Origin of the sequence: Roseivirga sp. (assembly GCF_034669765.1) — a bacterium.
In the GTDB taxonomy this organism is placed as follows: Bacteria; Bacteroidota; Bacteroidia; order Cytophagales; family Cyclobacteriaceae; genus Roseivirga.
Genome location: NZ_JAXMOQ010000005.1, coordinates 244,155 through 267,350, shown reverse-complemented (window position 1 = coordinate 267,350; position 23,196 = coordinate 244,155). Strand labels below are relative to the sequence as shown.

Genomic DNA, 23,196 nt, shown 5'->3' with positions numbered 1-23,196 from the left:
AGATGACACAAACTGACAAAAGAACAAATCGTTACCTGGCCATACTTACGCTGCTTTTAGTAACTGTGGGGGTGTTTGCTCAAGCGCCAAACGTAAGAGAGCGAGTGTTCATTGATGTCAATGCACATGATTTACTGGTAGGAGAAACACTTCAGTATTCAGCTTTCTGTTTGAGCAATACCACAAACAAACCCTCATCTCTAAGTAAGTACCTCTATGTTGAGTTAGTTGGGGAAGGTGGTGTTATATTCCAACGTAAGCACCAGCTCGAAAACGGGAAGACTAGTGGAGAGTTTTTTGTGCCATCAAGTACTCAAACCGGTCAATACTACCTTGTTGCCTACACGCGCTGGATGCGAAACTTTGATGATGTAGCACAAGCACCGCTTGTATTTATTAATCCATATCAAGGGCATATAAACGCAGATATTGTAGCGACTGACGTGGAAGTGGAATTTAGTACCGTTTCTGGTGCTTTAGTTACAAATGCTAGCAATAATGTGGTTTTTAAAGTTCATCAGGGAGATAAACTACTTTCAAGGAAAGGACGGGTAATTAGTGAAGGAGGGAAGCAAATAGCGGACATATTTAGCGATATTAATGGCATCGGAGCTTTTGAAATTATTCCTGAAAAGGAAATAAACTATCAATTGCTTCTTGAAAATCCCGAGGGTGGGTTTCAGTTTTTTGACCTTCCAATATCTACGGATACTGGAGTAGGGCTTAATATTTTACATAGCGATGATCAAATTGAACTGACACCGATTGGAGAGGTCAAGTCTGGTCGGTTATATATTAAACATCAAGGGAAAGTAATTATCGAACGAGATGTTCAAAGTACCTACCCAATTAGAATAAAGAGAACTGAACTACCTCAAGATGTCTTAAGTGTTTCTTTTAAAGATGCTCAAGGAATATCAAGGTTTGTAGCTCCATTATTCAACACAAAATTGGAACAGGAGGCCTCACCAACAGTACTGGATTCTCGATCGCCTACAGTAATGGAACAGCACCTTGCTAAAGGAAGTTATAGTGTATCTATCCGTAAAACTTTTGTAAGTCAGCAACCACAGCTCCATTCTATCTTTTCCAAAGAAGGCTTGAGTTTGCCTGAAAACCTTGACTATAACGAGCTACAGCGTGCATCGAGTTTTGAGACAATAGAGAATAAACCACTGCCAGAATATATTTCTTTCTTACCAGAATATCGCTACCAATTACTTGAGGGCATATTGAAAACGGAGAGAGATACGGTTTCTGTTGTTAATAAAAACGTTGTGCTCAGCTTAACAGGAGAAAATACTTTAAATATGTCTGTAGCAAGAACAGACCGTGAAGGAAGGTTCTTGTTGGAGTATCAAACAGTGAACAGAGGGAAAACAACTTCTGCCCATCTTACTATGCCAGAGTTCGATAACGAATATTCCTTTGAGTTAAGTAATGGTTTTAAAGAGGAGCATCAATTAAATTTCTCTCCCATTGTCATAGATACTGCCCAGCTTGTAGACATTAGAGAAAGGAGTATTATCAGCCAGCTGGAAAATGCTTATTTCACTCCCTCTATTGACTCCTTGGGAATTGAAAACAACATAACAACCGCAATTAACTCTTTTACAGCACATTATGAATTCGATGATTATGTAAGGTTCAGAACGTTGAAAGAACACTTTGTAGAGTACATTCCGGTGGCTGGTGTAAGAGAGAAGCGTGGGGAGAAACGTTTTGTGGTCCATATTTTAGATCAGTCCCTCAATTCTGAAATGGAATCACTTGCGTTGTTAGATGGGGTGCCTGTTAATCCTTCTGACTTGCTGGAATTCAGTCCGTATCGTATAAAAAGTGTTGATGTGGCTAATAAGCGCTACTTCTTCGGGTCTTTGATTGCAGACGGAGTGCTTAGTTTCAAAACTATTGAAGGTAACTTGGGAGGCTTTGATATTACGTCCAACCATTTGGCTTTCGATTTACTGACACCTGAGGTGAAAACTCCACAACGAGAGACAGACTATATGAAAGACCTACGAATTCCGGATTCAAGAATTCAACTGCTTTGGTTGCCAGATTACACGGTAAATCAGGAAGGTACTCAACAAATTCAGTTTAATACATCTGATGTTCAAGGAGATTTTGAACTAGTTATTGAAGGCTTTACAGAGGAGGGAATTCCAATCTCCATTATTAAAAAATTCATGGTGAAAGCGCATACAAATGAAAAAGGGTAACTTCAAAATATCAGTAAAAACCCTCCTGATCTGGTTGGTGGTATTGATTACTACATCATGTATTGAAGAGTTAGAAAGAACATCCTTCACCTATGAGAAATTATTGGTAGTAGATGCCAATATTTCAGATCAGGCAAAAGCGCATGAGGTTCGCTTAACTTATACTTCTCCAGTAGATGGAGATACGGATGATCTCTTGAATACCGTTTCAGGTGCAGCTGTTTGGTTAGAAGATGACTTGGGTAATCGCATTGATTTCACTGAACAAAGTTCTGGTGCTTACTTTTCTCCTGATACTTTTGCAGGAGTATCTGGAAGTAGTTACGCACTATTTATTACTACAAACGAAGGAAAGAGGTATCAATCATCATTTGAAAAACTAGTTCAGGCACCAGAGATAAGTGAAATTTATAATCGCTTTGCAGTAGAATCAACGGACCAAAAAGGAGGTGCTACACCAGGGGTACAGTTTTTTATTGATGTAAAAGATGCTGATCAAAGCACTCAGTTTTATCGTTACGAATGGGCTGATACCCATCAGATCAAGGTTCCCATTATTAAAAAACATGAAGCCACCGCCTACTACGTAGGGTTAGCTATGTTCTATAGAATTACACCTTTTGACGAAGATGTACAGGAGTGCTACAGAGAGAACCGTTTCAATGAACTCATTCTGGCCACCTCTGTTAACAATATTAATGGTGAGTTGAATGAAATACCAGTGAGCTTTTCCGCAGCTACTGACTTTGATGTAACCACAATGTACTCAATTGAAGTAACTCAGCGAGCAATAAGTGCTCAGGCCTATAGCTATTATCGAAAAATCAAACTCTTCAATGAATCGAACGGCTCATTGTTTGATAAACAGCAAGGTATAATCGTTGGTAATATTTATTCCATCGACTCACCTGATGAGCAAGTACTTGGTTATTTTGAGGTGGCAGGAGCCAGTAGCAAAAGAGTATTTCTAGATCCTTCTGAACTAGATCCAGAAGTGTATGAATATGTAACTAGGCCTTGTGAAACGTATTCACCCATAGAGTTTGACGGATCATTAACAACCTTTTATGAGGCAACGGATCTTCCTGAGGAAATGAGAGGTACTGTAATTCCAATACGTGAACTTTATGAGCTCTATGATATCCAAGAAGGGACGCCAGTTATATATTTGGCTCATCGTTTTTGTGCGGACTGTAGACGAAGAGGTAGTATAGGTAAACCAGTGTGGTGGCAATAGAGTACTTTGGGTAAAGAATAGTTTTTCAGTGTAGAGTTCTCACAAAATGGCTCTTCCATTCTCACTTAGTTGAAAGAAACATGGAAAAGAACAGAAGAAGAAAAAATATTAACAACAAAAGAGTACCGAAGTTCTGGCTAATATGTTTGGTCGTTTTCACTGCTACTGGTTGCATTGAAGATCTGGAAACGGCATCCTTTACGTACGATAAACTATTGGTAGTAGATGCCAATATTTCCGATCAGGCAAAAGCCCATAGGGTTCGCTTAACTTATACTTCTCCAGTAGGTGGCGATGTGGATGACCTCTTAAATACTGTCTCAGGTGCAGCAGTTTGGATAGAAGACGATTTGGGTATCCGCGTTGATTTCACTGAACAAAGTGCTGGTTCCTATTTTTCTCCTGACACCTTCGCTGGAGTTGCTGGTAGAAGTTATGCACTGTTCATTTCTACACATGAAGGAAAACAATATCAGTCATCATTTGAAAAGCTGGTTCAAGCACCAGAGGTAGACGAAATTTATAATCGATTTGCTATGGAACCAACGGATCAAAAAGGTGGATCTACCCCAGGGGTTCAGTTCTATATTGATGTAAACGATGCTGATCAAAGCACTCAGTTTTATCGTTACGAGTGGACCGATGCCCATCAGATTATAGTTCCACACATTAAAATGTGGCAAGCAAATGAAGTACGTGTTGGGGTGTCTAAGGAATATGAGCTTACCCCTTTTGTTGAAGATGTACGTGAGTGCTACAGAGAGAACAGGTCCGATGATCTGATACTGGCCACTTCGATTAATAATATCAATGGTGAACTGAGTGAAATACCAGTGAGCTTTTCTCCATCGACAGACTTTACCATAACTACCATGTATGCTATTGAAATAACTCAGCGGGCAATAAGTCCTCAGGCATATGTCTACTATCGAAAAATAAAACTCTTCAATGAATCAAACGGTTCACTTTTCGATAAGCAGCAAGGTGTAATCGTGGGTAATGTTAAGTCCATCGGTTCTGACGATGAACAAGTCTTAGGTTATTTTGAAGTTGCTGGGGCTAGTAGTAAACGAGTCTTTCTAACACTTTTTGACTTAGATCCAGAAGTGATGGAATATGTATCGAGAACCTGTGAAGAATTCTCCGTAGTAGAACAATATTTTGGGTCATTGGCAAGGTTTTATGAAGCTGCGGATCTTCCTTATGCCGAGAAAGCAGCCGCAATTTCAATACGCAAGCTTTATGACCTTTATGATTACGATCCAGTTTCTGGGGAGAAATTTCTAGCCCATCGCTATTGCACTGACTGTAGGTCAAAGGGGAGTCTTGGAAAGCCAGATTGGTGGCAATAGAGTAAATTTAATAAAGAGTATTTTTAGTGTAGAGGTCATCTAAATGACTCTTCCAGTCTCGCTTAGTTGAAAGAAATATGGGAAATCGCATGCCAGTGAAAATGATTTCTTTTAAGGCACTAGCTGTAGCATTGTTGTTGTTTTCTGCTACTGCTTGCATTGAGGAAATAGACACTAACTCTGTTACCTATGAGAGATTATTGGTAGTAGATGCCAATATATCAGATCAAGCAAAAGCCCATGAAGTCCGTTTATCTTACACCTCTCCAGTTGATGGAGATGTAGATGATCTCTCTAATACCGTTTCAGGCGCAACTGTTTGGGTAGAAGATAACCTAGGTAATCGTGTTGATTTCCCTGAACAGAGTGCTGGCGCTTACTTTTCTGCCGATACTTTTGCTGGAGAGGCAGGAAGAAGTTATACGCTCTTTATTACCACGAGTGAAGGTAAAAGGTATCAATCATCTGTTGAAAAACTGGTTCAAGCACCTGAGATAAGTGAAATTTACAATCGCTTTGAAATGAAATCAATTGACCAAAGAGGAGGTGCTACACCAGGGGTTCAGTTTTTTATTGATGTAGAGAATGCAGATCAAAGTACACAGTTTTATCGTTATGAATGGACTGACGCACATCAGATCATGGTTCCATATATAAAAAAATATGAAGCCACCACCTACTACGTGGGGTTAGCTATGTTCTATAGAATTACCCCTTTTGATGAAGATGTGCAGGAATGCTATAGACAAAGTCAATTCAATGAGTTGATTCTTGCCACCTCAGCAAATAATATTAATGGAGGGTTGAGCGAAATACCAGTTAGATTTTCTGAAGCGTCTGAATTCGATGTAACCTCTATGTACTCAATTGAAGTTACTCAGCGGGCAATAAGTGCTCAGGCCTATAGCTATTATCGAAAAATAAAACTCTTCAATGAATCGAACAGTTCGTTGTTTGATAAACAACAAGGTATAATCGTTGGTAATATTTATTCCATCGACTCACCTGATGAGCAAGTACTTGGTTATTTTGAAGTGGCTGGAGCAAGCAGTAAAAGAGTATTTCTAGATCCTTCTGAACTAGATCCAGAAGTGTATGAATATGTAACTAGGCCTTGTGAAACGTATTCTGCCATAGGGTTTGATGGATCATTAACAACCTTTTATGAGGCAACAGATCTTCCTGAAGAACTGCAAGGGACGGCAATTCCGATACGTGAGCTTTATGAACTCTACGATTACGATCAATTAACGGGAGTCAAGTCTCTTGCCCACCGCTTTTGTGCAGACTGCAGAAGAAGAGGCGGTCTCGAGAAACCAACTTGGTGGCAGTAGGCCACAATAGCTTTTTCTACCTAATCCTATCTACCGACTTTACTAATTTCTCGTCTTTGCGGATAAAACGGTTGGCAACGGCATTCAACACCAAAGCCACTGCTGGTAAGAAGAATCCAAGCTGAAAGTTTCCTTGCACCTGAGGGTTCACTAATTCTTCAAACTGGTTCACCTTGAAGAAGCAAATACCTAAATAAGAAACCATTAGTAGGGAATTCAAAGCCCCAAGTTTCATTTGGGTAAGACGATTCTTGAACTGAAAAATAGAAAAGAGCGAAACTAAGGCTGCTAAAACAGCAAGTCCTGCAAGGTACCATGTACTCTGAGTCTCAATAATTACATCATCCGTTTTATCGGCAATACCTTGGCCAAAATCAATGATTTGCATGTCAATGGCAGAGAAAAGAATTCCTTTTGTTTTTTCTGGATTGGCCTCACCCCAAATATAATAGGCCAAAACCATACCCATACAAATAGAAACGCCTAATAAAAGAATGCTCTGAATTCGCTGTATCATGTCTTTTTTGAGTTAGGCTGCAAATATAACCAAATCACTTTGAGTTGGAAGTCATTAATTCATGAACTGCTCAGTTGATATTGTTTGTACCCCACTTCGCTTGACTAAACTCGTAAATCCTCTAAAACCTTTTTCCTTGCTATTTAATTTGAGTTAAATTCGTGTCTCGAAAATCACAAACCCAAATTCATTTATGGAAACCGCTTATATCGTTGATATCGTAAGAACCCCAGTAGGAAGATTCGGAGGCACATTGGCATCAGTTCGCCCCGATGATTTAGCGGCTCATGTCATCAAGGCTTTGATGGAGCGTAACCCTTCTTTTGACCCGAAATTTGTAGAGGATGTTATTTTTGGAGCAGCCAACCAGGCCGGAGAAGACAACCGTAACGTTGCTAGAATGGCCTTGCTTTTAGCAGGATTGCCCATTGAAACGGGTGGCGTTACCGTGAACCGATTATGTGCATCAGGTCTTCAGTCGATTATGGACGCTTCACGGGCGCTTATGTTGGGTGAGGCGGGCGCTTATATCGCTGGTGGTGTAGAGAGCATGACCAGAGCCCCGTTTGTATTGGGTAAATCGGAAACCCCATTTGGTAGGGCGACAGAAATGTATGATACTACTATTGGTTGGAGGTTTATTAACCCGAAACTTTCAGAATTACATTACCCTTATACAATGGGGGAAACGGCTGAAAACGTAGCTGAAAAATGGAAAGTGAGTAGAGAGGCACAAGATGAATTTGCCCACAACACGCAGTTGAAATACCAAGCGGCTCACGAAGCAGGAAGATTTATAAATGAACTGGCTCCAGTAGAGATTCCACAACGAAAAGGTGATGCAATCCTATTTGATAAGGACGAACACCCAAGACTTTCTTCTGTAGAAAAATTAGGGTCTTTGGCCTCTGCGTTTAAAAAAGGAGGTTCGGTTACGGCTGGCAACTCTTCAGGAATTAATGATGGAGCCGCAGCGAGCTTAATAGTAAATGAAGCTACCTTAAAGCAATTCGGTTTAAAACCAATGGCGCGAGTGGTGTCTATGGCCATTGCAGGTGTTTCTCCCGATTGTATGGGTGTTGGGCCAATTCCGGCTACACAAAAAGCATTGAAGAGAGCGGGGCTGACGATAAACGATATTGATTTGGCCGAAGTGAATGAAGCTTTTGCTGCTCAGGCCATTCCATGTGTTCAAGAACTTGGGTTGAATCCAGAGATTGTAAATGTAAACGGTGGGTCAATTGCTATTGGTCACCCGCTGGGCGGAAGCGGAACCCGTATTTCAACCACTTTACTTCATGAAATGCAGAAAAGAGAAAATGTAAAATACGGATTGGCCACCATGTGTATTGGTGTAGGCCAAGGCGCAGCCATTATTTATGAGAAATGTTAGTATAGAGAAATTAGTAGTTAGTATTTAGAATTGTGGCAAAATCGAAATCCTTCCAAGACCTTATATTTCATGATCTAACGTCTAACATCTATAATCTAATATCTATCTACTAAATTCTAATATTGTGAGATACTTCCTCGATATAAGCTACAAAGGAACCAGCTATCATGGTTGGCAATTCCAGAAGAATGCACATACGCTGCAGGCTGAGATAGAGAATGCAATTTCTAGATTATTAGGGGTGAAAACTCCCATTATGGCAAGTGGCCGAACGGATGCTGGAGTGCATGCCAAACAACAAATTGCTCATTTCGACACGGTTGAATCAATTGATGTTGAGAAATTGGAATTTAGACTCAATCGATTTTTTGCCCGAGACATTACCATTAACAGCATTGTGGAAGTTAAACCCGATGCACATGCGCGGTTCAATGCCAATGGAAGGGCTTATGAATACTATATTAACCAAAAAAAGAATCCTTTTTTACAAGAGGTGAGTTATTACTTTCCGAATCCTCTGAACGTGGAATTGATGAACGAAGCGGCTTCTAAATTACTGGGGACTCAGGATTTTGAAAGTTTTAGTAAAGTAAAAACGGAGGTAAATAATTTTATTTGTAACATCACTAAAGCCCACTGGCAAATAGAGAACGATTCTTTGGTGTTTCACGTTACTGCCAACAGGTTTCTGAGAGGTATGGTGCGAGCCTTGGTAGGTACCTTGCTCGAAGTAGGCCTCGAAAAAATGGCTGTTGAAGATTTTATTAAGATTATAGAACGAAAAGATCGAACTGCTGCGGGTAGGGCAGTGCCACCAAAAGGCCTATTTTTGTCGAAAGTTACGTATCCTAGTTCTGTATATAGCAACTAATCCTTTGGAAAAAGAACAAGTTAAAAGCGGTAATATTGTTGATTTTAGAGTGCTTAAGCGTCTTTTTCGCTTCGCGAAGCCTTATTTGAAGCAGTTTTATTTGCTTGTATTCCTTACCGTTTTATTGGCCGTTTTAGTGCCCATCAGGCCATATATTGTTCAGCTTTCTATTGATACTTATGTGCCGCAAGGAGATTATGCTGGTTTAATGACCATGCTAATCATTCTAGTCATTCACTTGGTTGTTTTGGCAATAGTTCAATATGCACACACCTATCTATCGGGCTGGGTGGGGCAAACCATTATTAAAGACATACGCATCAAGCTTTATGAGCACCTGCTCAAATTGAAGCTTAAGTTTTTCGACAAAACTCCTATTGGTCGGTTGGTAACTCGCAATGTTTCAGACATTGAAACCCTTTCGAATGTATTTAGCGAAGGAATTGCAGCCTTGATTGGTGACCTTCTTCAATTGGTGTTCATCATGGGTTTTATGTTCTACCTCGATTGGAGATTGACCCTGATTAGCTTGGCTACTTTGCCACTGCTTATTTTCAGTACTTACATTTTCAAAGAGAAAATCAAAGTCACTTTTAACGATGTTCGGAATGCAGTGTCAAACCTCAATTCTTATGTGCAAGAGCATGTAACAGGAATGAACATCGTTCAGATTTTTAATGCCGAAGAACGCGAATACGACAAATTTAAAAAGATCAATAAGGAGCACGAAAAGGCCCATATTAAGTCGGTACTTTATTATGCTATCTATTTTCCAGTAGCAGAAATTATCCAAGCTGCGGCCATCGGTATGGTGGTGTGGTATGGAGCGCGAGGGATTTTGAGCGATTCTGGAATCGGCCCAGGATTGATCATTTCCTTCATTATGTACCTTCAAATGTTCTTCCGCCCCATCAGAATGATAGCCGATAGGTTCAATACGCTGCAAATGGGGATTGTAAGCTCGAACCGAATATTCACACTCTTGGATAGTGATGAAAACATTACAGATGAAGGCACTTATATGCCTGAAAAATTCAAAGGCGATGTGAAATTCAAGAATGTTTGGTTTGCTTATAACGAAGAAGAATACGTTTTAAAAGATATTTCTTTCCACGTAAAGGAAGGCGAAACCATTGCCTTGGTTGGTGCTACGGGGGCAGGAAAGTCTTCGGTCATCAATCTTTTAAGTCGCTTTTATGAAATTAATAAAGGCAGGATTGAAATTGATGGACACGATTTAAAGGAATATGACCTTTCCGCTTTGCGGGAAAAAATAGGTGTGGTATTGCAGGATGTTTTTCTGTTTTCAGACACCATTCGACAAAATATTACATTGGGCAATCCGGATATTTCGGATGAAAAGATTCAAGAGGCTGCTGCTTTGGTAGGGGCTAAGAAGTTCATCGAAAGATTGCCTGGTAAGTATGATTACAACGTAATGGAACGTGGTGCCACACTTTCGGTAGGTCAGCGCCAATTGATTTCATTTGTTCGAGCCATGGTATACGATCCTCAAATTATAGTGCTCGATGAGGCTACTTCTTCTGTGGATTCAGAAACGGAGGAAATGATCCAACATGCCATTGAAAAGCTGATGACGGGAAGAACAGCCATTGTGATTGCGCATCGGCTTTCAACCATTCAGAATGCGGATAAAATTATTGTCCTTGACAAAGGTGAAATCAAGGAAGTAGGTAGCCATCAAGAACTTTTGGACAAAGGTGGATTCTATGCCAACTTGTATAAAATGCAGTACAAAGAAGTAACAACAGTATAAGTATGAAAAAGTATATTTTAATTGCTTTAGCAATTTTGGTAATCGGTGGAGGAGCATCTTACGTGTATTTGGGCGGATTGAATTCTGTGGAATTCACGGTTGAAGATGTGAATGATTATCATTTGGTGGGTAGAATGTTCCAAGGCCAAGCAGATGCCAAAGAAATTGAGGATTACTTTTTTGAGGCCAAGGATTTTGCCATTGGAGGCAGTATTGATGGAGAGTTAACCATTCTACATTACAACGATACAACTTTAGAGAAAAAAGAGATTAAGCTCTTTATTGGTGTTTTACTTAACAACGCTGCCGATACGCTTGATTTACCTGTTGGTTATACTTTGGTGAAAGTGCCTGCGCAAAAAACAATTCGCGCGACAATTTTAGCGAATAATGCCGTGATTCCTGGTCCAGAAACTATTGAGGCGAGATTAAAAGAAAAGGCCGAAGAAACTGGACTGATTCCTCAAACCTTTACCATTGAAAAGTACCTTTCGGCCAAGGAAATGGTGATTGATATGCCCGTGAAGAATTAAGCTTTAAGGCTTAATTCAATCCACTTCTTCCTGCTGTAACTGCTTGTCATAAAGTTCTTTATAAACTCCGTTTTTAGCCAGTAAAGATTCGTTGGTGCCTTGCTCAATAATTTCTCCATCGTCCAATACAATTATTTTATCGGCCAATTTCGCAGAAGAAACACGGTGAGAAATAATGACCGAAGTCCTTCCTTTCATAATCCGTTGAAGACTATTTAGAATGGTGTTTTCGGTATTGGTATCTACAGCCGAAAGCGCATCATCCATAATCAAGATTTTAGGATTCCGCACAATAGCCCTAGCAATGGAGGCTCTTTGTTTTTGCCCACCTGAAAGCGTGATGCCACGTTCTCCTAACATGGTTTCAAAACCTTTCGGGAATTCCTTAATATTGTCATACAAGTCGGCATCCTTGGCGGCTTGTATAATGTCTTCTTGAGAAATACCATCAGCACCAAAAGCAATGTTACTGCCAATAGAATCGCTAAAAAGGAAGACATCTTGCGGAACATAGCCCGTTTGTGATCTTAATTTCGAGAGTCGGTAATCTTTAATGCTACGGCCGTCAATAGATATTTCACCACCAGTGGTATCGTACATTCTCCCAATCAGGTTGGCGATTGTGCTTTTACCTGAACCTGTCGTGCCAATTATGGCAATCGATTCTCCTGCTTTTACTTCGAAACTAATATTCCTGAGGGCTTTTGTACCCGAATCGGGGTAAGTGAAACTCACGTTTTCGAACTTAATATTTCCTTTCACTTCGACATCCAAGTCCTTATCAGAAACAATGTCGTTTTTCTCTTTCAAGAATTCATTGATCCTTTTTTGCGATGCTGCGGCCATTTGGATAATACTTGTAATCCAGCCCAAGGCGGTTACTGGCCAAGTGAGCATGTTTACATAAATCACAAATTCGGCAATGTTACCATAACTGATTTTTCCATCAATCACCTGATTGCCGCCTATGTAAATGGTGAGGATCACACTCAGGCCAATCAAAGCCATAATCAAAGGGTGAAAAAGCGAGTTGACGAAAACGAGGCGGAGTGATTTGTGCTTATAGTTTTCGCTTTCTTTCAAGAAGTTTTTAACAGAATCTTTTTCGCGTACGAAAGCCTTAATTACTCGGATTCCAGAGAAGGCCTCTTGCGTAAATGTGGACATGCTGGAAAGGCTCTGCTGAATTTCTTCTGATCGTTTGTTGATCACATTATTCACGAAGTAAATACTTACAGAAAGTAATGGCAGTGGCAAAAGTGCATAGAAAGTGAGTTCAGCATTCACTTTGAGCATTTCATAAATCACCATTGGAAAAAGTACGAGCAGGTTAATACCATACATAATACCTGGTCCCAAATACATTCGAACCCGACTCACATCCTCCGAAATTCGGTTCATCAAGTCACCGGTATTGTTTTTTCTGTAGAAGCTAAGCGGAAGGTTTTGGTATTGAACATAGACTTCATTTTTTAAGTCATATTCAATTTTTCTAGACATCACAATGATTGTTTGCCGAACCAAGAAAAGAAAGAAACCTCTAAGTAAAGCCATTACAAGAATGATGATCCCAAGAATAACAACTCCAACTTCTAGCTTTGTGAAAAGGGTACCTCCTAAGCTACCACCTTCGAAAACATGATAAAGCGCAAAACTCTCTGTAACATAGTCGATTGCATAGCGCACCACCTTTGCAGGCCAAATGGCGAAGTAGTTAGATACGATCAAGAAGATGATTCCTAAAACAAGGAGCAGCTTATACTTGAGCAGGTATTTATTAAGGTGGCTTAGTTCTTTCACGTTTTGCTTAACAGAACAGGTTGCAATAAGGTTGCCTGTCGTCAGTTATTCTTTAGAATTCTTCAACTTTTCGCTTACTTTTGCCCACCAGTAGAAAAGGCCAAATCAGCGAAGGATGTGGCAAATATAACTTAAACTACAAATTGACAATAATGGTAGAGGTAAACGGAACAGAAAAAGTGGGAAGTATCTCAATTTTCGAACAAGCTGCCAAGCTAGGCCATGAGCAAGTGGTTTTTTGCCACGATGAACCAACTGGTTTAAAAGCAATCATCGGTATTCATAACACAGTATTGGGCCCAGCCCTAGGCGGAACCCGTATGTGGAACTACGCTACTGAAGAAGAGGCAGCCATAGATGTTTTAAGACTTTCAAGAGGAATGACCTACAAGGCGGCTATATCTGGGCTTAACCTTGGTGGCGGAAAAGCTGTAATTATTGGAGACCCTGCTAAATTAAAGAATGAAGCATTTCTTCGCAGGTTTGGTAAATTCGTAGATAGCCTTCAAGGTAAATATATCACTGCTGAAGACATGAATATGAAAACCAGCGATATGGAACATATCGGTATGGAAACGAAGCATGTAACTGGTTTGCCAGTGGAAATGGGTGGTAGTGGTGATCCTTCTCCAGTAACTGCTTATGGTGTTTATGTTGGAATTAAGGCAGCGGCTAAAAAGGCTTACGGTTCTGATTCACTAGCTGGTAAGAAGATTTCGGTACAAGGTGTAGGTCAAGTAGGGATGTACTTGGTTGAGCATTTGACTAAAGAAGGGGCTCAAGTTTTTATGACCGACATCAACCAAGACAGGTTGAAAATGGTTTCTGAGAAAACTGGTGCTACCGTAGTTGGAATGGATGAAATTTACGGTTTAGATGTAGATATTTATGCGCCTTGTGCTATGGGAGCAACCATCAATGACGATACAATCTCAAAACTAAAATGCTCAGTAATTGCTGGGGCGGCTAATAACCAGTTGAAAGATGAAGCACGTCATGGTAACATGCTCATCGAAAAAGGTATAGTATATGCTCCAGATTTTGTAATTAATGCTGGTGGTATCATAAACATAACTGGTGAGCTAAGAGGGTCGTATAGTAAAGATCTGGCCTATATGTGGACTGAGAAAATTTACGACACATGTACTAATATTTTGGCGAAAGCTGATCAAGACGGAATTCCTTCTCAAAAAGCAGCCATGTTATTGGCTGAAAAGAGAATCGAAGACGTAGGTAGAGTTAAACTTTCATTTTAATATAATGCAAGGGAGTTATTAAAAACTCCCTGCTACTTTCTATTTTTACCGTTCTTTAAAATTTTGTAATGCTTAACAGGAGATCACTAAGAGTAAAAGCGATGCAATCATTGTTCGCTTATGGTCAATGCAAAGAAGCCAACTATAATTTAGGTTTGGCGGAGATTGACGAGGCTTTCCTTCCAGATTTAAACTCTATGGAAGCTCAGGATCGTGATTTGCTTAAATCGCAGCGACAGCAGAGTAAAAGAGTGTATGCCAATAAGATCAACGGCAGTGCTCTTGACCCCTCAGAAGTAATTGGTGAAGAAGCCCAAAAGGCGGCCAATGATGCTCAGAAAACTTATTTAAGCAATCAAAGAAAAGATTACAACCACATGTTGTCTTCGATGATTCTCGATGCAGAGTCTTTGATTGATCGATTTTTGGAAGTGGTTAGTTTACTTATTGCATGGTCGGATCATTCAAAGGTGGAGGCAGATAAAAAATCTAAAATTTCTCCTGAAAAGATTATTGTAGGCGATTATAATTTTTCCAAAAACAAGGTGATCGAGTTTTTCAAAAACTCTTCTAAAGTTCAGGTAGCCTTGGTGAAAAGGAACATCAGTTGGGAAGACGAAGAGCAGAATGTAAAGAACTGGTATAAAGAAGTATTAAAGAAGGATGAGGTTTACAACGAATACCGTAGAACGGCCAACCCCTCTTTTGAAGAAGATAAGGCAATTGTAGATCACATTGTAAAGCAGGAGGTATTTAAAATCGATATGATTTTGGCCTTCTTTGAAGAACGAGATATTTTCTGGCAAGAAAACAAAGCAATTGCCCGCAGTTTGGTGAGTCGCTCAATTCGTGACCTCGAAGAATCTAGTTCACCTAAAGAGTTTGAGTTACCTGATTTTTCAAATAACTGGGAAGAGGACAAATCCTTTTTTGAGAAGATATTCAAGTCGGCTGTAGAAAACGATGAAGAATATAGTAAGATTATTGGTGCAAAAACGAAGAATTGGGAGGTTGACCGGTTGGCAATTACCGATCAGATTATACTCAAAATGGCAATTGCTGAAATGCTGAATTTCCAGAGTATCCCTGTAAAGGTTACTATAAATGAGTATATTGAGCTTTCAAAAAATTACAGCACTCCTAAAAGTAAGCAATTCATAAACGGGATACTTGATGTGATCAGTATAGAACTAAAAACATCAGGGAAGTTGAAAAAGAGCGGTAGGGGTTTAATGGATAATAAATAAACGTTAATGGGTAAAGGATCAAGCAACGTATTGGCATTTGTTATTGGCGCAGCCACAGGTGCTATTTTGGGTATTTTGTATGCCCCAGATAAAGGATCGAACACAAGAGACAAACTTTCGTATCAGCTAGATAAGTACAAGAAACAGCTAGAAGATTTGCTAGAAGATCTGATCAACGGAAAACATGAAATTGCTTCTGAGGCAAAATCAGAAGGTGAAAAAGTGGTTTCTGAAGCTCGTTTAAAAGCAGAACAATTATTAACAGATGTTGACAATCTGATTGGTCAGATTAAGTCTGGAGACAAAAACTAAATATAGAATTATGAAAACTAAATTATCTTTATTGAGTTTAGTGGCGTTGTTTTTTATCGCATCATCTTGCGGTAATTCAGAGATGGAAAAGCGACTTGCTACTTTGGAAAGAAGAGTAAATCAACTGGAAAATGGCGGAGTAGTAAGAAATAATGGTACACTGCCAACTCAAGCTCAGACTGTGTCAAATGTGCCAGAACAGAATATTAGTGCTAATGCGGCCTTTAAATGGGATCAAACACTTTATAACTTTGGTACAATCCAGCAAGGAGAAGTGGTAAACTATACGTTTAAATTCACTAACTCTGGAACTGAACCTTTATCAATACAAAGTGCTTCCGCTTCTTGTGGTTGTACAGTGCCTAGTTATTCAAGAGAACCAATTGCTCCTGGAGCAACAGGTGAAATTGTAGTTAGATACGATAGTAAAGGAAAGAATGGGCAGCAAAGTCCAGTAATCACAATTGTAGCCAATACTAACCCTAAACAAACTAGATTGAGTTTAAGAGGTTTTGTACAGACAGCAACAGCACCATAATTTTAAATAGTACAATGTTAAAAGGTATATTATTACAAACTCCTGCTCCAGCACCGGCTGGAGGTGGCTGGATTCAGCAATTACTTTTGTTTGGAGGTATAGCTGTAGTGTTTTATTTCTTTATGATTAGACCACAACAGAAAAAGCAGAAGGATCAGAAAAGTTTTATTAGTGACATTAAGAAAGGAGATAGAATTGTTACCATCGGAGGTATTCATGGAAGAATAGCCGAAATGGATGATGATACCATCACCTTGGATGTTGAGAAAGGTGCTAAAATTAAGTTTGATAAAAGCGCCATCTCATTAGAAGCGAGTAAAAAATTGGCAGGTAAAGCTTAAATGTGATTGAGAAGTGCTGAAGAAATAATTGAATTTCTAAAAAGGTCTTTCAATACGCCCAGTACAAAGGACGAAAAATTGAAGGTGGTAATATTATGCATAATAATATCTACCACCTTTTGGTTTTTCAGTGCCCTAAATAAATCCGATTATGTTACCCAAATCAACTACCCAATCAAGGTAGTTTATAATGATTCACTCTATGTAGCCTTATCAGACGTACCCAATAAACTTCCCCTTGAAGTAACCGGTGGTGGATGGGATCTGATGACCCGGTCCTTTGGTTTTAGTATGGAGCCACTGATTATTGAGGTAGAAAATCCTGTCAGAGAAAAATTTAAACTATCCAGTAGTTTAAGGCAAGATATAGCTCCCCGTCTTGATCCTGTAATCGTCAATTATATCATTGAAGACTCTCTTATTTTTAATATAGACGAGAGGATAAGTATGGATGCAGAGTTGCAGTTGGATAGTATTCAATTGAAGTTAGCCTCTAATCATAGAATTACATCAACGATAACGCTAGAGCCAAACCACATCAGAATTACTGGCCCTAAAAGTATGCTAGATACTTTAGTGAGACCGATTAAAATAGATATCGGGGATGCTGAGTTTAGTAACAGCGTAGATCAAAAAATAAGTATTAAGAATTTCGGTTCTAACCTTATTTCAACGAACATAGCAGAAGTGACGGTGAAATTTGAAGTAACTGAATTTATGAGGAAGGAGATAGAGCTTCCTGTATACCCTATTAACTTCAAAGGTAAAAATGGGAGGATTGACCCAGATAAGATTGTGGTGTCTTATGAAGTAATAGTAAATGAAGTAAGGAGCGTTGATTCACTAAACATGGTTTTAACTGCGGATTATTTCAATCTCAAAAAGAGTGATAATACGATTCCTATTGAAATTGCAATGAAACCCTCATTTATACTGAACCCTGTGTTATCTCAAAGCAAAGTTAAATTGAAGGATAATGAATGATGTTCTTACCGTTGGGGTAACTGGGGGGATAGGCTCTGGTAAAACAACTGTTTGCAAAATATTTCATCAGCTTGGCGTAAGCATCTATTACGCTGACGATCGAGGTAAATATCTGTTAAATAATGATGAGCTACTAAAAAGCCAAGTAATAGATTTATTTGGTGAGGAAAGCTATCTGCCCGATGGGGCTCTCAACAGAGGTTTTCTAGCCAATAGTGTGTTTTCTGATAAAACAGAGCTTGAAAAGCTTAATGCTTTGGTACATCCGGCCGTAGCTAAAGATTATTTAGTATGGGCGGCTCAGCAAAAAGGATCAATCTTGATAAAGGAAGCCGCTTTATTTATCGAAAATGGTTCTTATAAATCACTAGATAAATTAATCTGTGTTATCGCTCCTGAAAATGTTCGGGTGAACCGCGTTCTTATGCGCGATATGCAGAGAAACCAAAATCAAGTCTTAGACATCATTAGCAACCAAGTTGATGATCAAAAGAGAAGGGAGGTCTCGGATTATTTAATAGATAATGGTGGTGCTAAATTACTGATTCCCCAGGTACTGACTATCTATAAGACGCTTCAAAAGATTAGGGATTGATAAAAGAAGGCAACGAGATCTGATCTGCATAAAACTTCATCCTGCTATGCGAAAAATCTAGTAAATCAATTTTTTCAATTTTGTCTAGCTTGTGATTGTAGAAAACTTCTAGATAATAATCGTGAAGTAAGTATAGGTTTACCTTATAGCCATAGTATCGAATACCGACAATGAATTTACCATTTTGGTAAAGCTCTTTTACTTGGTCTTGTACATTCAATTCAAAGAAATCGAAAAAGGTATTTGCCATAACCTAAAATAATCAGTTGAGTACATGAAACCGAATTTAGGCATGCAAAGTATGGAATAATCTGCTGTCTCGTGGAATTAATGTTTTGTAAACAAACACATATGAGCCTTTCGATGAATAATCATTGTGAGGCGATTTAATGACATTTGGTGCTTTATTTAACTTGCGTATGGTTTCCATTGCGTCCTTAAAGCTGTCGTTCTCCCAATACCTCCAATGCTTACATGTCATGTCATGTCGAATTGTGGACTCGATATTCAGTAGGTCTTCAGCATTGGTCACTCCTATATTCCAAATCAAGTGCTGTTTAGTATAGAAAGTATTACCATCAATCCATTCTTTTATTTTTTGCACACAGTGGAGGTTTTGAGGAGATTTAAAAACATCCGATATGGTAAGAACTGTATCCATAGGTTGGGCCTAATTAATGGTATTAACAAAATGAGTCTCTTTACGTTCGTGGTATGAGTGAGAACACTTGAGAAATTAACGTGTTAAAAAACTAAAAATCAACTATTTATAGACTTAATTTATAAGTGGGGTGAAGAGAGATTTGATTCTTTTTGCCTTTTTCTAAGTATTCAGCAAAGAATAGTTTTTGAAGAGCATTTCACTGCGGATATAAAATTTATTTGGTAGAGTGATAGAGTTCCTTCGACTTAAAGTTTAGTTGTTTTTGACTAAATCCTTTTCTACCTTCATACTCGTAAGCAAGGGCTATATTCTTTGCTTATGAATCAACAGAGACACATCTAGATAGAGCTTCTTTCTGAAGTTAATATTCCTTATTCATTATAATAGGGTGTTAACGGTATTTGATATACGTGCCAGTATTCTGTAGTTTAAATTGTTGTTCATGAGAGCTCTAAACCAGGCTGATTTTTTGAAAATAATTGAAGGGAGAGATTATGAATTCCTCATTAATGGCTACCCTTTTGAACTAAAGGTATCAGTTTGCTTGTCGAACCAACAATTTCACTCTCAGCATGACTATCATTTCAAGAATTGTAGGTTGCCGAAACTCATAGTGACAGAGACTGATGTCTTCTCGCGTTGGAGTTTTGAAAACTGTCATTTTGATGAGTTGGTTATAGAGTCAAGTAACGTTACCAATATTGAATTTGAGAATTGTATTATCGATAGCCTTATGTACAGGTTTAATCAAAATGCAGGAGCTCTAAAAATAAATGCATGTAAGGTTAATCATTTGGAGTACCTCTCGAATTCAAAGTTTGATTTGCTCCATATTGGATGTAATAATCTGCTGGATAAGGTTAATATATTAAACAACGGATCAGAAAATACGGATGAGTCTGAGTTTTACCTCTGTCCTGAGAAGTTTAATGCCATTAGAATTGAAAAACTTACGGCATCCAAGTTGGAAATTGGCACCTTTGGAGAATACTCAAATTTATTTCTTAACGAAATCAGAACTGATCATTTGCTTTTGAGAAACTGTAACAGTAAAAGCTCCAAAGTGGTTTTTAAAAAGGTAAGACCTAAGAGCCAGAATAGAGGTGTGCTTCAATTTATGGACTCAACAATTGGTGCTTCAGTATTCGAGAATGATTTTTTCAAGTCCTTTTTTTCGGTTGAATATAAGAACAGTAGTATAGATAACTTTGTGCTTAAAGGCACCTGATCTAGAATGAACCATTTCAGATTGACATAAACATAAAGTTTTTTTCACAAATAGGTAGGCATAAAAAAAGAGAGCTACTTGCGTAACTCTCTCAATATTAAGGGTGGAAGATGGGACTCGAACCCACGACCCTCGGTACCACAAACCGATGCTCTAACCAACTGAGCTACAACCACCATTTAATTGGGTTTGCAAATGTAAGTGTTCGGTTTGAATATGCAAATACTCTGAACTCATTTTATCTGTCAAATTCTAATCTATTTCCCGAACCTATATTCTTGATTTCTCCATCAAACACTCTTTTACCAGAAACAATGGTGTTGGTGACGCTAGATTTAAATTGATGTCCTTCAAATGGAGACCAACCGCATTTTGACAGCACATTGCTTCGGCTTACTTGCCATGAGGAATTTAAGTTTACGATGGCAATGTCTGCATGGTAACCCTCTCTTAAATAACCTCTTTTATCAATGTCGAATAAGTCTGAAACAGCATGAGAGGTTTTTTCTACAATCTTTTCTAAGCTGATTTTCCCTTGATGATAGAGGTCTAGTAGGGCCAGTAAAGAATGTTGTACCAACGGACCCCCAGACGGAGCGCTGAAATAACTATTTGATTTTTCTTCCAGCGTATGTGGCGCATGATCAGTAGCGATCACATCAATTCTATTTTCTATCACTCCCTTTAGAATAGCATCACGATCGGAAGCTGTTTTGACTGCTGGGTTCCATTTAATAAATGATCCTTTTTGAGCATAATCTTGGTCAGAAAACCAAAGGTGATGAACACAGGCCTCTGCCGTGATTTTTTTCTCCTTCAATGGAATATCATTTCTGAAGAGTTCAAGTTCTCTGGCAGTGGAAATATGTAGGATATGAAGCCTTGCACCTTTCTTTTTGGCCAAATCGACAGCGAATGATGAAGATGCGTAACAAGCTTCTGCGCTTCTGATGATTGGGTGTTCACTCATCGGGACATCTTCTCCATATTGCGCTCTGGCCTTGGCGATGTTGGCTTGAATAATTTCTTCAGACTCGCAGTGTGTAGCAATAAGTGTTGGCGAATTCTCAAATATATTTTCTAAAGTCTTCTGATTATCTACCAGCATATTTCCAGTAGACGAACCCATAAATACTTTTACACCGCAGACTTTACGTGGGTCAGTTTTAAGCACTTCGTCCAAATTGTCGTTCGAAGCTCCCATAAAGAAGGAGTAATTGGCTAAACTGTTTTTGGCCGCAATCTGATACTTATCTTCCAGTAATTTTTGAGTTAAAGTGTTGGGTACAGTATTGGGCATTTCCATAAAGGAAGTGATACCACCAGCCACCGCTGCTCTTGATTCGGTATAAATTTCTGCCTTATGGGTGAGGCCAGGCTCTCTGAAATGGACTTGGTCGTCAATCAGTCCTGGTAATACATACTGGCCGCTGGCATCAATTACTTCATCGGCATTCAGGTGTTGAAGATCTTTATCGATTTTTTGAATAAAACCATTTTCTATAAAGATATCGGATTCGAAAATCTTGTTTTCATTGATCAACTTTCCGTTGAGAATCAGTATTGAAGACATGCTAGTGTTTTTTATTGTGTAACGGGTTAACGTAATTGCAAGTTATTACCAAATAACTCCTCCGCAATTTATGGCCGAAGAAAACATTTCGTTCGAAGAATTAAAATTGAGCCGTCAGTTTCTCAATGCCATAGATGATCTTAGGTATACCGAACCTACACCGATTCAAAAGAGAGCCATTCCTATTGCTTTGGCAGGTCATGATTTATTAGGAATAGCGCAAACGGGCACGGGTAAAACTGCCGCCTTTGTCCTGCCTATGCTTATGAAGTTGAAGTATGCGCAAGGAGACCATGCACGGGCGTTAATTTTGGCGCCTACCCGAGAGTTGGTCATGCAGATCGAGGATAATGCTAGGGAATTGGCGCGTTATACTGATTTAAGAATTGTCAGTTTATATGGTGGCTTAGGACCAAAACAGCAAATAGAGGCCATTGAAAAAGGGGTGGACATAATCGTAAGTACACCTCAACGCTTTCTGGACATTTATTTAAAGGGAATAATTCACACCAAGTTGATCAAAACAATGGTATTGGATGAAGCCGATAAGATGATGGACATGGGCTTTATGCCTCAGATCAAGAATGTACTTGAAGTAGTTCCGAGAAAGCGGCAGAACATGCTTTTTTCGGCTACCATGCATGATAAAGTTATTTTGTTAACAGAGGACTTCTTGGAGTTTCCAGAGAAAATTGAAATCGCGCCACAGGCTACAGTAATTGATACGATTGAGCAGCGCCTTTATGAAGTGCCGAATTTCAAGACTAAGATTAACTTATTGGAGCACTTTCTGAAAAGTGAAGCGCTTCAGCGTGTGATTGTTTTTACGAAGACAAGGACGAATGCAGACAACGTTTCGAAATTCATAGAGAGAAGGCAACTGGGGCCAGTGCGTGTGATTCATGCCAATAAAGGGCAGAATTCACGAATTAATGCTATGTCTGAATTTAAGGAAGGGGATATCCGTGTATTGGTTTCTACCGATGTTACCGCCAGAGGAATGGACATCAGCATGGTGAGTCATGTGATTAACTTTGACGTGCCTTTGATTGACGAGGACTACGTGCACAGAATTGGGCGAACAGGAAGGGCCAATAATGCTGGGATCGCCATCACTTTTGCCAATGAACTCGAAATGTTCTCTGTGGCTAAAATTGAAGCATTGATTCAGAATACAATTACACGGCACGATATGCCATCGGAAGTTTTAGTGGAAAAAACGCCCTTTGTAGAGGGGCAAGAGATGCTACGGGCCATAGATGACCTTAAGAAAAAGGATGATCCTGAGTTTAAGGGAGCATTTCACGAAAAAAAGAAAAGATTCTCAACCAAGGGCGGTAAGTCGTCCTCAAGTAGAACAAAGGGGAAAGGACAGCGTAAAGGAAAGAGAAAGTAAAATACTGGTCGGATTTTATTAAATTA

At 39.2% G+C, this 23,196-nt stretch carries 22 protein-coding genes and 1 tRNA gene; 17 read left to right on the top strand and 6 right to left on the bottom strand.

The features are described 5' to 3' along the window. The first annotated feature begins 2 nt into the window (after positions 1-2). The 4 genes from VOI17_RS12040 (at position 3) to VOI17_RS12025 (ending at position 6,145) form a co-directional block, all read left to right on the top strand. Complete coding sequence (locus VOI17_RS12040) at positions 3-2,222, top strand: hypothetical protein (protein ID WP_323757472.1); 2,220 nt, start codon at positions 3-5, stop codon at positions 2,220-2,222. Next, positions 2,209-3,459, top strand: a complete 1,251-nt coding sequence (locus tag VOI17_RS12035; protein WP_323757471.1) for a DUF4249 domain-containing protein — start codon at positions 2,209-2,211, stop codon at positions 3,457-3,459. The genes VOI17_RS12040 and VOI17_RS12035 overlap by 14 nt, the downstream gene beginning before the upstream one ends. A gap of 80 nt (positions 3,460-3,539) precedes the next feature. Next, positions 3,540-4,811, top strand: coding sequence for a DUF4249 domain-containing protein (locus VOI17_RS12030; RefSeq protein ID WP_323757470.1), 1,272 nt, complete (start codon positions 3,540-3,542; stop codon positions 4,809-4,811). 77 nt (positions 4,812-4,888) lie between these two features. Then, positions 4,889-6,145: a DUF4249 domain-containing protein gene (locus VOI17_RS12025; protein ID WP_323757469.1), complete on the top strand. Its 1,257-nt coding sequence runs from the start codon at positions 4,889-4,891 to the stop codon at positions 6,143-6,145. A gap of 16 nt (positions 6,146-6,161) precedes the next feature. Here the strand turns inward: VOI17_RS12025 and VOI17_RS12020 are convergent, their stop codons facing one another. Further along, a complete protein-coding gene (locus VOI17_RS12020) occupies positions 6,162-6,662 on the bottom strand; it encodes a DUF4293 domain-containing protein (RefSeq protein ID WP_323757468.1) in 501 nt (166 codons plus the stop codon). A 193-nt stretch (positions 6,663-6,855) separates the two neighbouring features. Between VOI17_RS12020 and VOI17_RS12015 the strand changes: the two genes are divergently transcribed. From VOI17_RS12015 to VOI17_RS12000, 4 genes are all read left to right on the top strand, one after another. Further along, positions 6,856-8,055 carry an acetyl-CoA C-acyltransferase gene (locus VOI17_RS12015; RefSeq protein ID WP_323757467.1) on the top strand — a complete coding sequence of 400 codons (1,200 nt, stop codon included), beginning with the start codon at positions 6,856-6,858 and terminating at the stop codon, positions 8,053-8,055. A gap of 124 nt (positions 8,056-8,179) precedes the next feature. Beyond that, the gene (gene truA / locus VOI17_RS12010) at positions 8,180-8,926 is read left to right on the top strand and encodes a tRNA pseudouridine(38-40) synthase TruA (protein WP_323757466.1); all 747 of its coding nucleotides are present in this window, start codon (positions 8,180-8,182) and stop codon (positions 8,924-8,926) included. A gap of 4 nt (positions 8,927-8,930) precedes the next feature. Continuing rightward, positions 8,931-10,703 (top strand): ABC transporter ATP-binding protein, encoded by a 1,773-nt coding sequence (locus tag VOI17_RS12005; RefSeq protein ID WP_323757465.1) that lies wholly within the window; start codon positions 8,931-8,933, stop codon positions 10,701-10,703. 2 nt (positions 10,704-10,705) lie between these two features. After that, a complete protein-coding gene (locus VOI17_RS12000) occupies positions 10,706-11,236 on the top strand; it encodes a hypothetical protein (protein WP_323757464.1) in 531 nt (176 codons plus the stop codon). A 15-nt stretch (positions 11,237-11,251) separates the two neighbouring features. On the opposite strand, the gene VOI17_RS11995 is transcribed toward VOI17_RS12000, so the two are convergent. After that, a complete protein-coding gene (locus VOI17_RS11995) occupies positions 11,252-13,036 on the bottom strand; it encodes an ABC transporter ATP-binding protein (protein ID WP_323757463.1) in 1,785 nt (594 codons plus the stop codon). 152 nt (positions 13,037-13,188) lie between these two features. Here VOI17_RS11995 and VOI17_RS11990 point away from each other — a divergent pair, with 152 nt between their 5' ends. The 7 genes from VOI17_RS11990 (at position 13,189) to coaE (ending at position 18,309) form a co-directional block, all read left to right on the top strand. Continuing rightward, complete coding sequence (locus VOI17_RS11990; RefSeq protein WP_323757462.1) at positions 13,189-14,292, top strand: Glu/Leu/Phe/Val dehydrogenase dimerization domain-containing protein; 1,104 nt, start codon at positions 13,189-13,191, stop codon at positions 14,290-14,292. A gap of 68 nt (positions 14,293-14,360) precedes the next feature. Next, positions 14,361-15,539: a transcription antitermination factor NusB gene (gene nusB / locus VOI17_RS11985; RefSeq protein WP_323757461.1), complete on the top strand. Its 1,179-nt coding sequence runs from the start codon at positions 14,361-14,363 to the stop codon at positions 15,537-15,539. A gap of 6 nt (positions 15,540-15,545) precedes the next feature. Further along, positions 15,546-15,851: a YtxH domain-containing protein gene (locus tag VOI17_RS11980; RefSeq protein ID WP_323757460.1), complete on the top strand. Its 306-nt coding sequence runs from the start codon at positions 15,546-15,548 to the stop codon at positions 15,849-15,851. A gap of 10 nt (positions 15,852-15,861) precedes the next feature. Continuing rightward, positions 15,862-16,389 (top strand): DUF1573 domain-containing protein, encoded by a 528-nt coding sequence (locus VOI17_RS11975; RefSeq protein ID WP_323757459.1) that lies wholly within the window; start codon positions 15,862-15,864, stop codon positions 16,387-16,389. A 14-nt stretch (positions 16,390-16,403) separates the two neighbouring features. Continuing rightward, on the top strand, positions 16,404-16,730 hold the full coding sequence (gene yajC, locus VOI17_RS11970; protein ID WP_323757458.1) for a preprotein translocase subunit YajC: 327 nt from the start codon (positions 16,404-16,406) through the stop codon (positions 16,728-16,730). 6 nt (positions 16,731-16,736) lie between these two features. After that, positions 16,737-17,714, top strand: a complete 978-nt coding sequence (locus VOI17_RS11965) for a hypothetical protein (protein ID WP_323757457.1) — start codon at positions 16,737-16,739, stop codon at positions 17,712-17,714. Then, complete coding sequence (gene coaE, locus VOI17_RS11960) at positions 17,707-18,309, top strand: dephospho-CoA kinase (RefSeq protein ID WP_323757456.1); 603 nt, start codon at positions 17,707-17,709, stop codon at positions 18,307-18,309. The genes VOI17_RS11965 and coaE overlap by 8 nt, the downstream gene beginning before the upstream one ends. On the opposite strand, the gene VOI17_RS11955 is transcribed toward coaE, so the two are convergent. Then, positions 18,299-18,559, bottom strand: a complete 261-nt coding sequence (locus VOI17_RS11955) for a hypothetical protein (protein WP_323757455.1) — start codon at positions 18,557-18,559, stop codon at positions 18,299-18,301. The genes coaE and VOI17_RS11955 overlap by 11 nt on opposite strands. Positions 18,560-18,595: 36 nt before the next feature. Beyond that, complete coding sequence (locus tag VOI17_RS11950; RefSeq protein WP_323757454.1) at positions 18,596-18,970, bottom strand: hypothetical protein; 375 nt, start codon at positions 18,968-18,970, stop codon at positions 18,596-18,598. A gap of 445 nt (positions 18,971-19,415) precedes the next feature. On the opposite strand from VOI17_RS11950, the gene VOI17_RS11945 reads away from it, so the two are divergent. After that, on the top strand, positions 19,416-20,201 hold the full coding sequence (locus VOI17_RS11945; RefSeq protein WP_323757453.1) for a hypothetical protein: 786 nt from the start codon (positions 19,416-19,418) through the stop codon (positions 20,199-20,201). Positions 20,202-20,302: 101 nt separating this feature from the next. Here VOI17_RS11945 and VOI17_RS11940 read toward each other — a convergent pair. Both VOI17_RS11940 and VOI17_RS11935 read right to left on the bottom strand, forming a co-directional pair. Continuing rightward, positions 20,303-20,378 (bottom strand) — tRNA-His (locus VOI17_RS11940). Between the two features lie 61 nt (positions 20,379-20,439). After that, positions 20,440-21,774, bottom strand: coding sequence for a dihydroorotase (locus VOI17_RS11935; RefSeq protein WP_323757452.1), 1,335 nt, complete (start codon positions 21,772-21,774; stop codon positions 20,440-20,442). A gap of 70 nt (positions 21,775-21,844) precedes the next feature. Between VOI17_RS11935 and VOI17_RS11930 the strand changes: the two genes are divergently transcribed. Beyond that, positions 21,845-23,170, top strand: a complete 1,326-nt coding sequence (locus VOI17_RS11930) for a DEAD/DEAH box helicase (protein ID WP_323757451.1) — start codon at positions 21,845-21,847, stop codon at positions 23,168-23,170. Positions 23,171-23,196 lie beyond the last annotated feature (26 nt).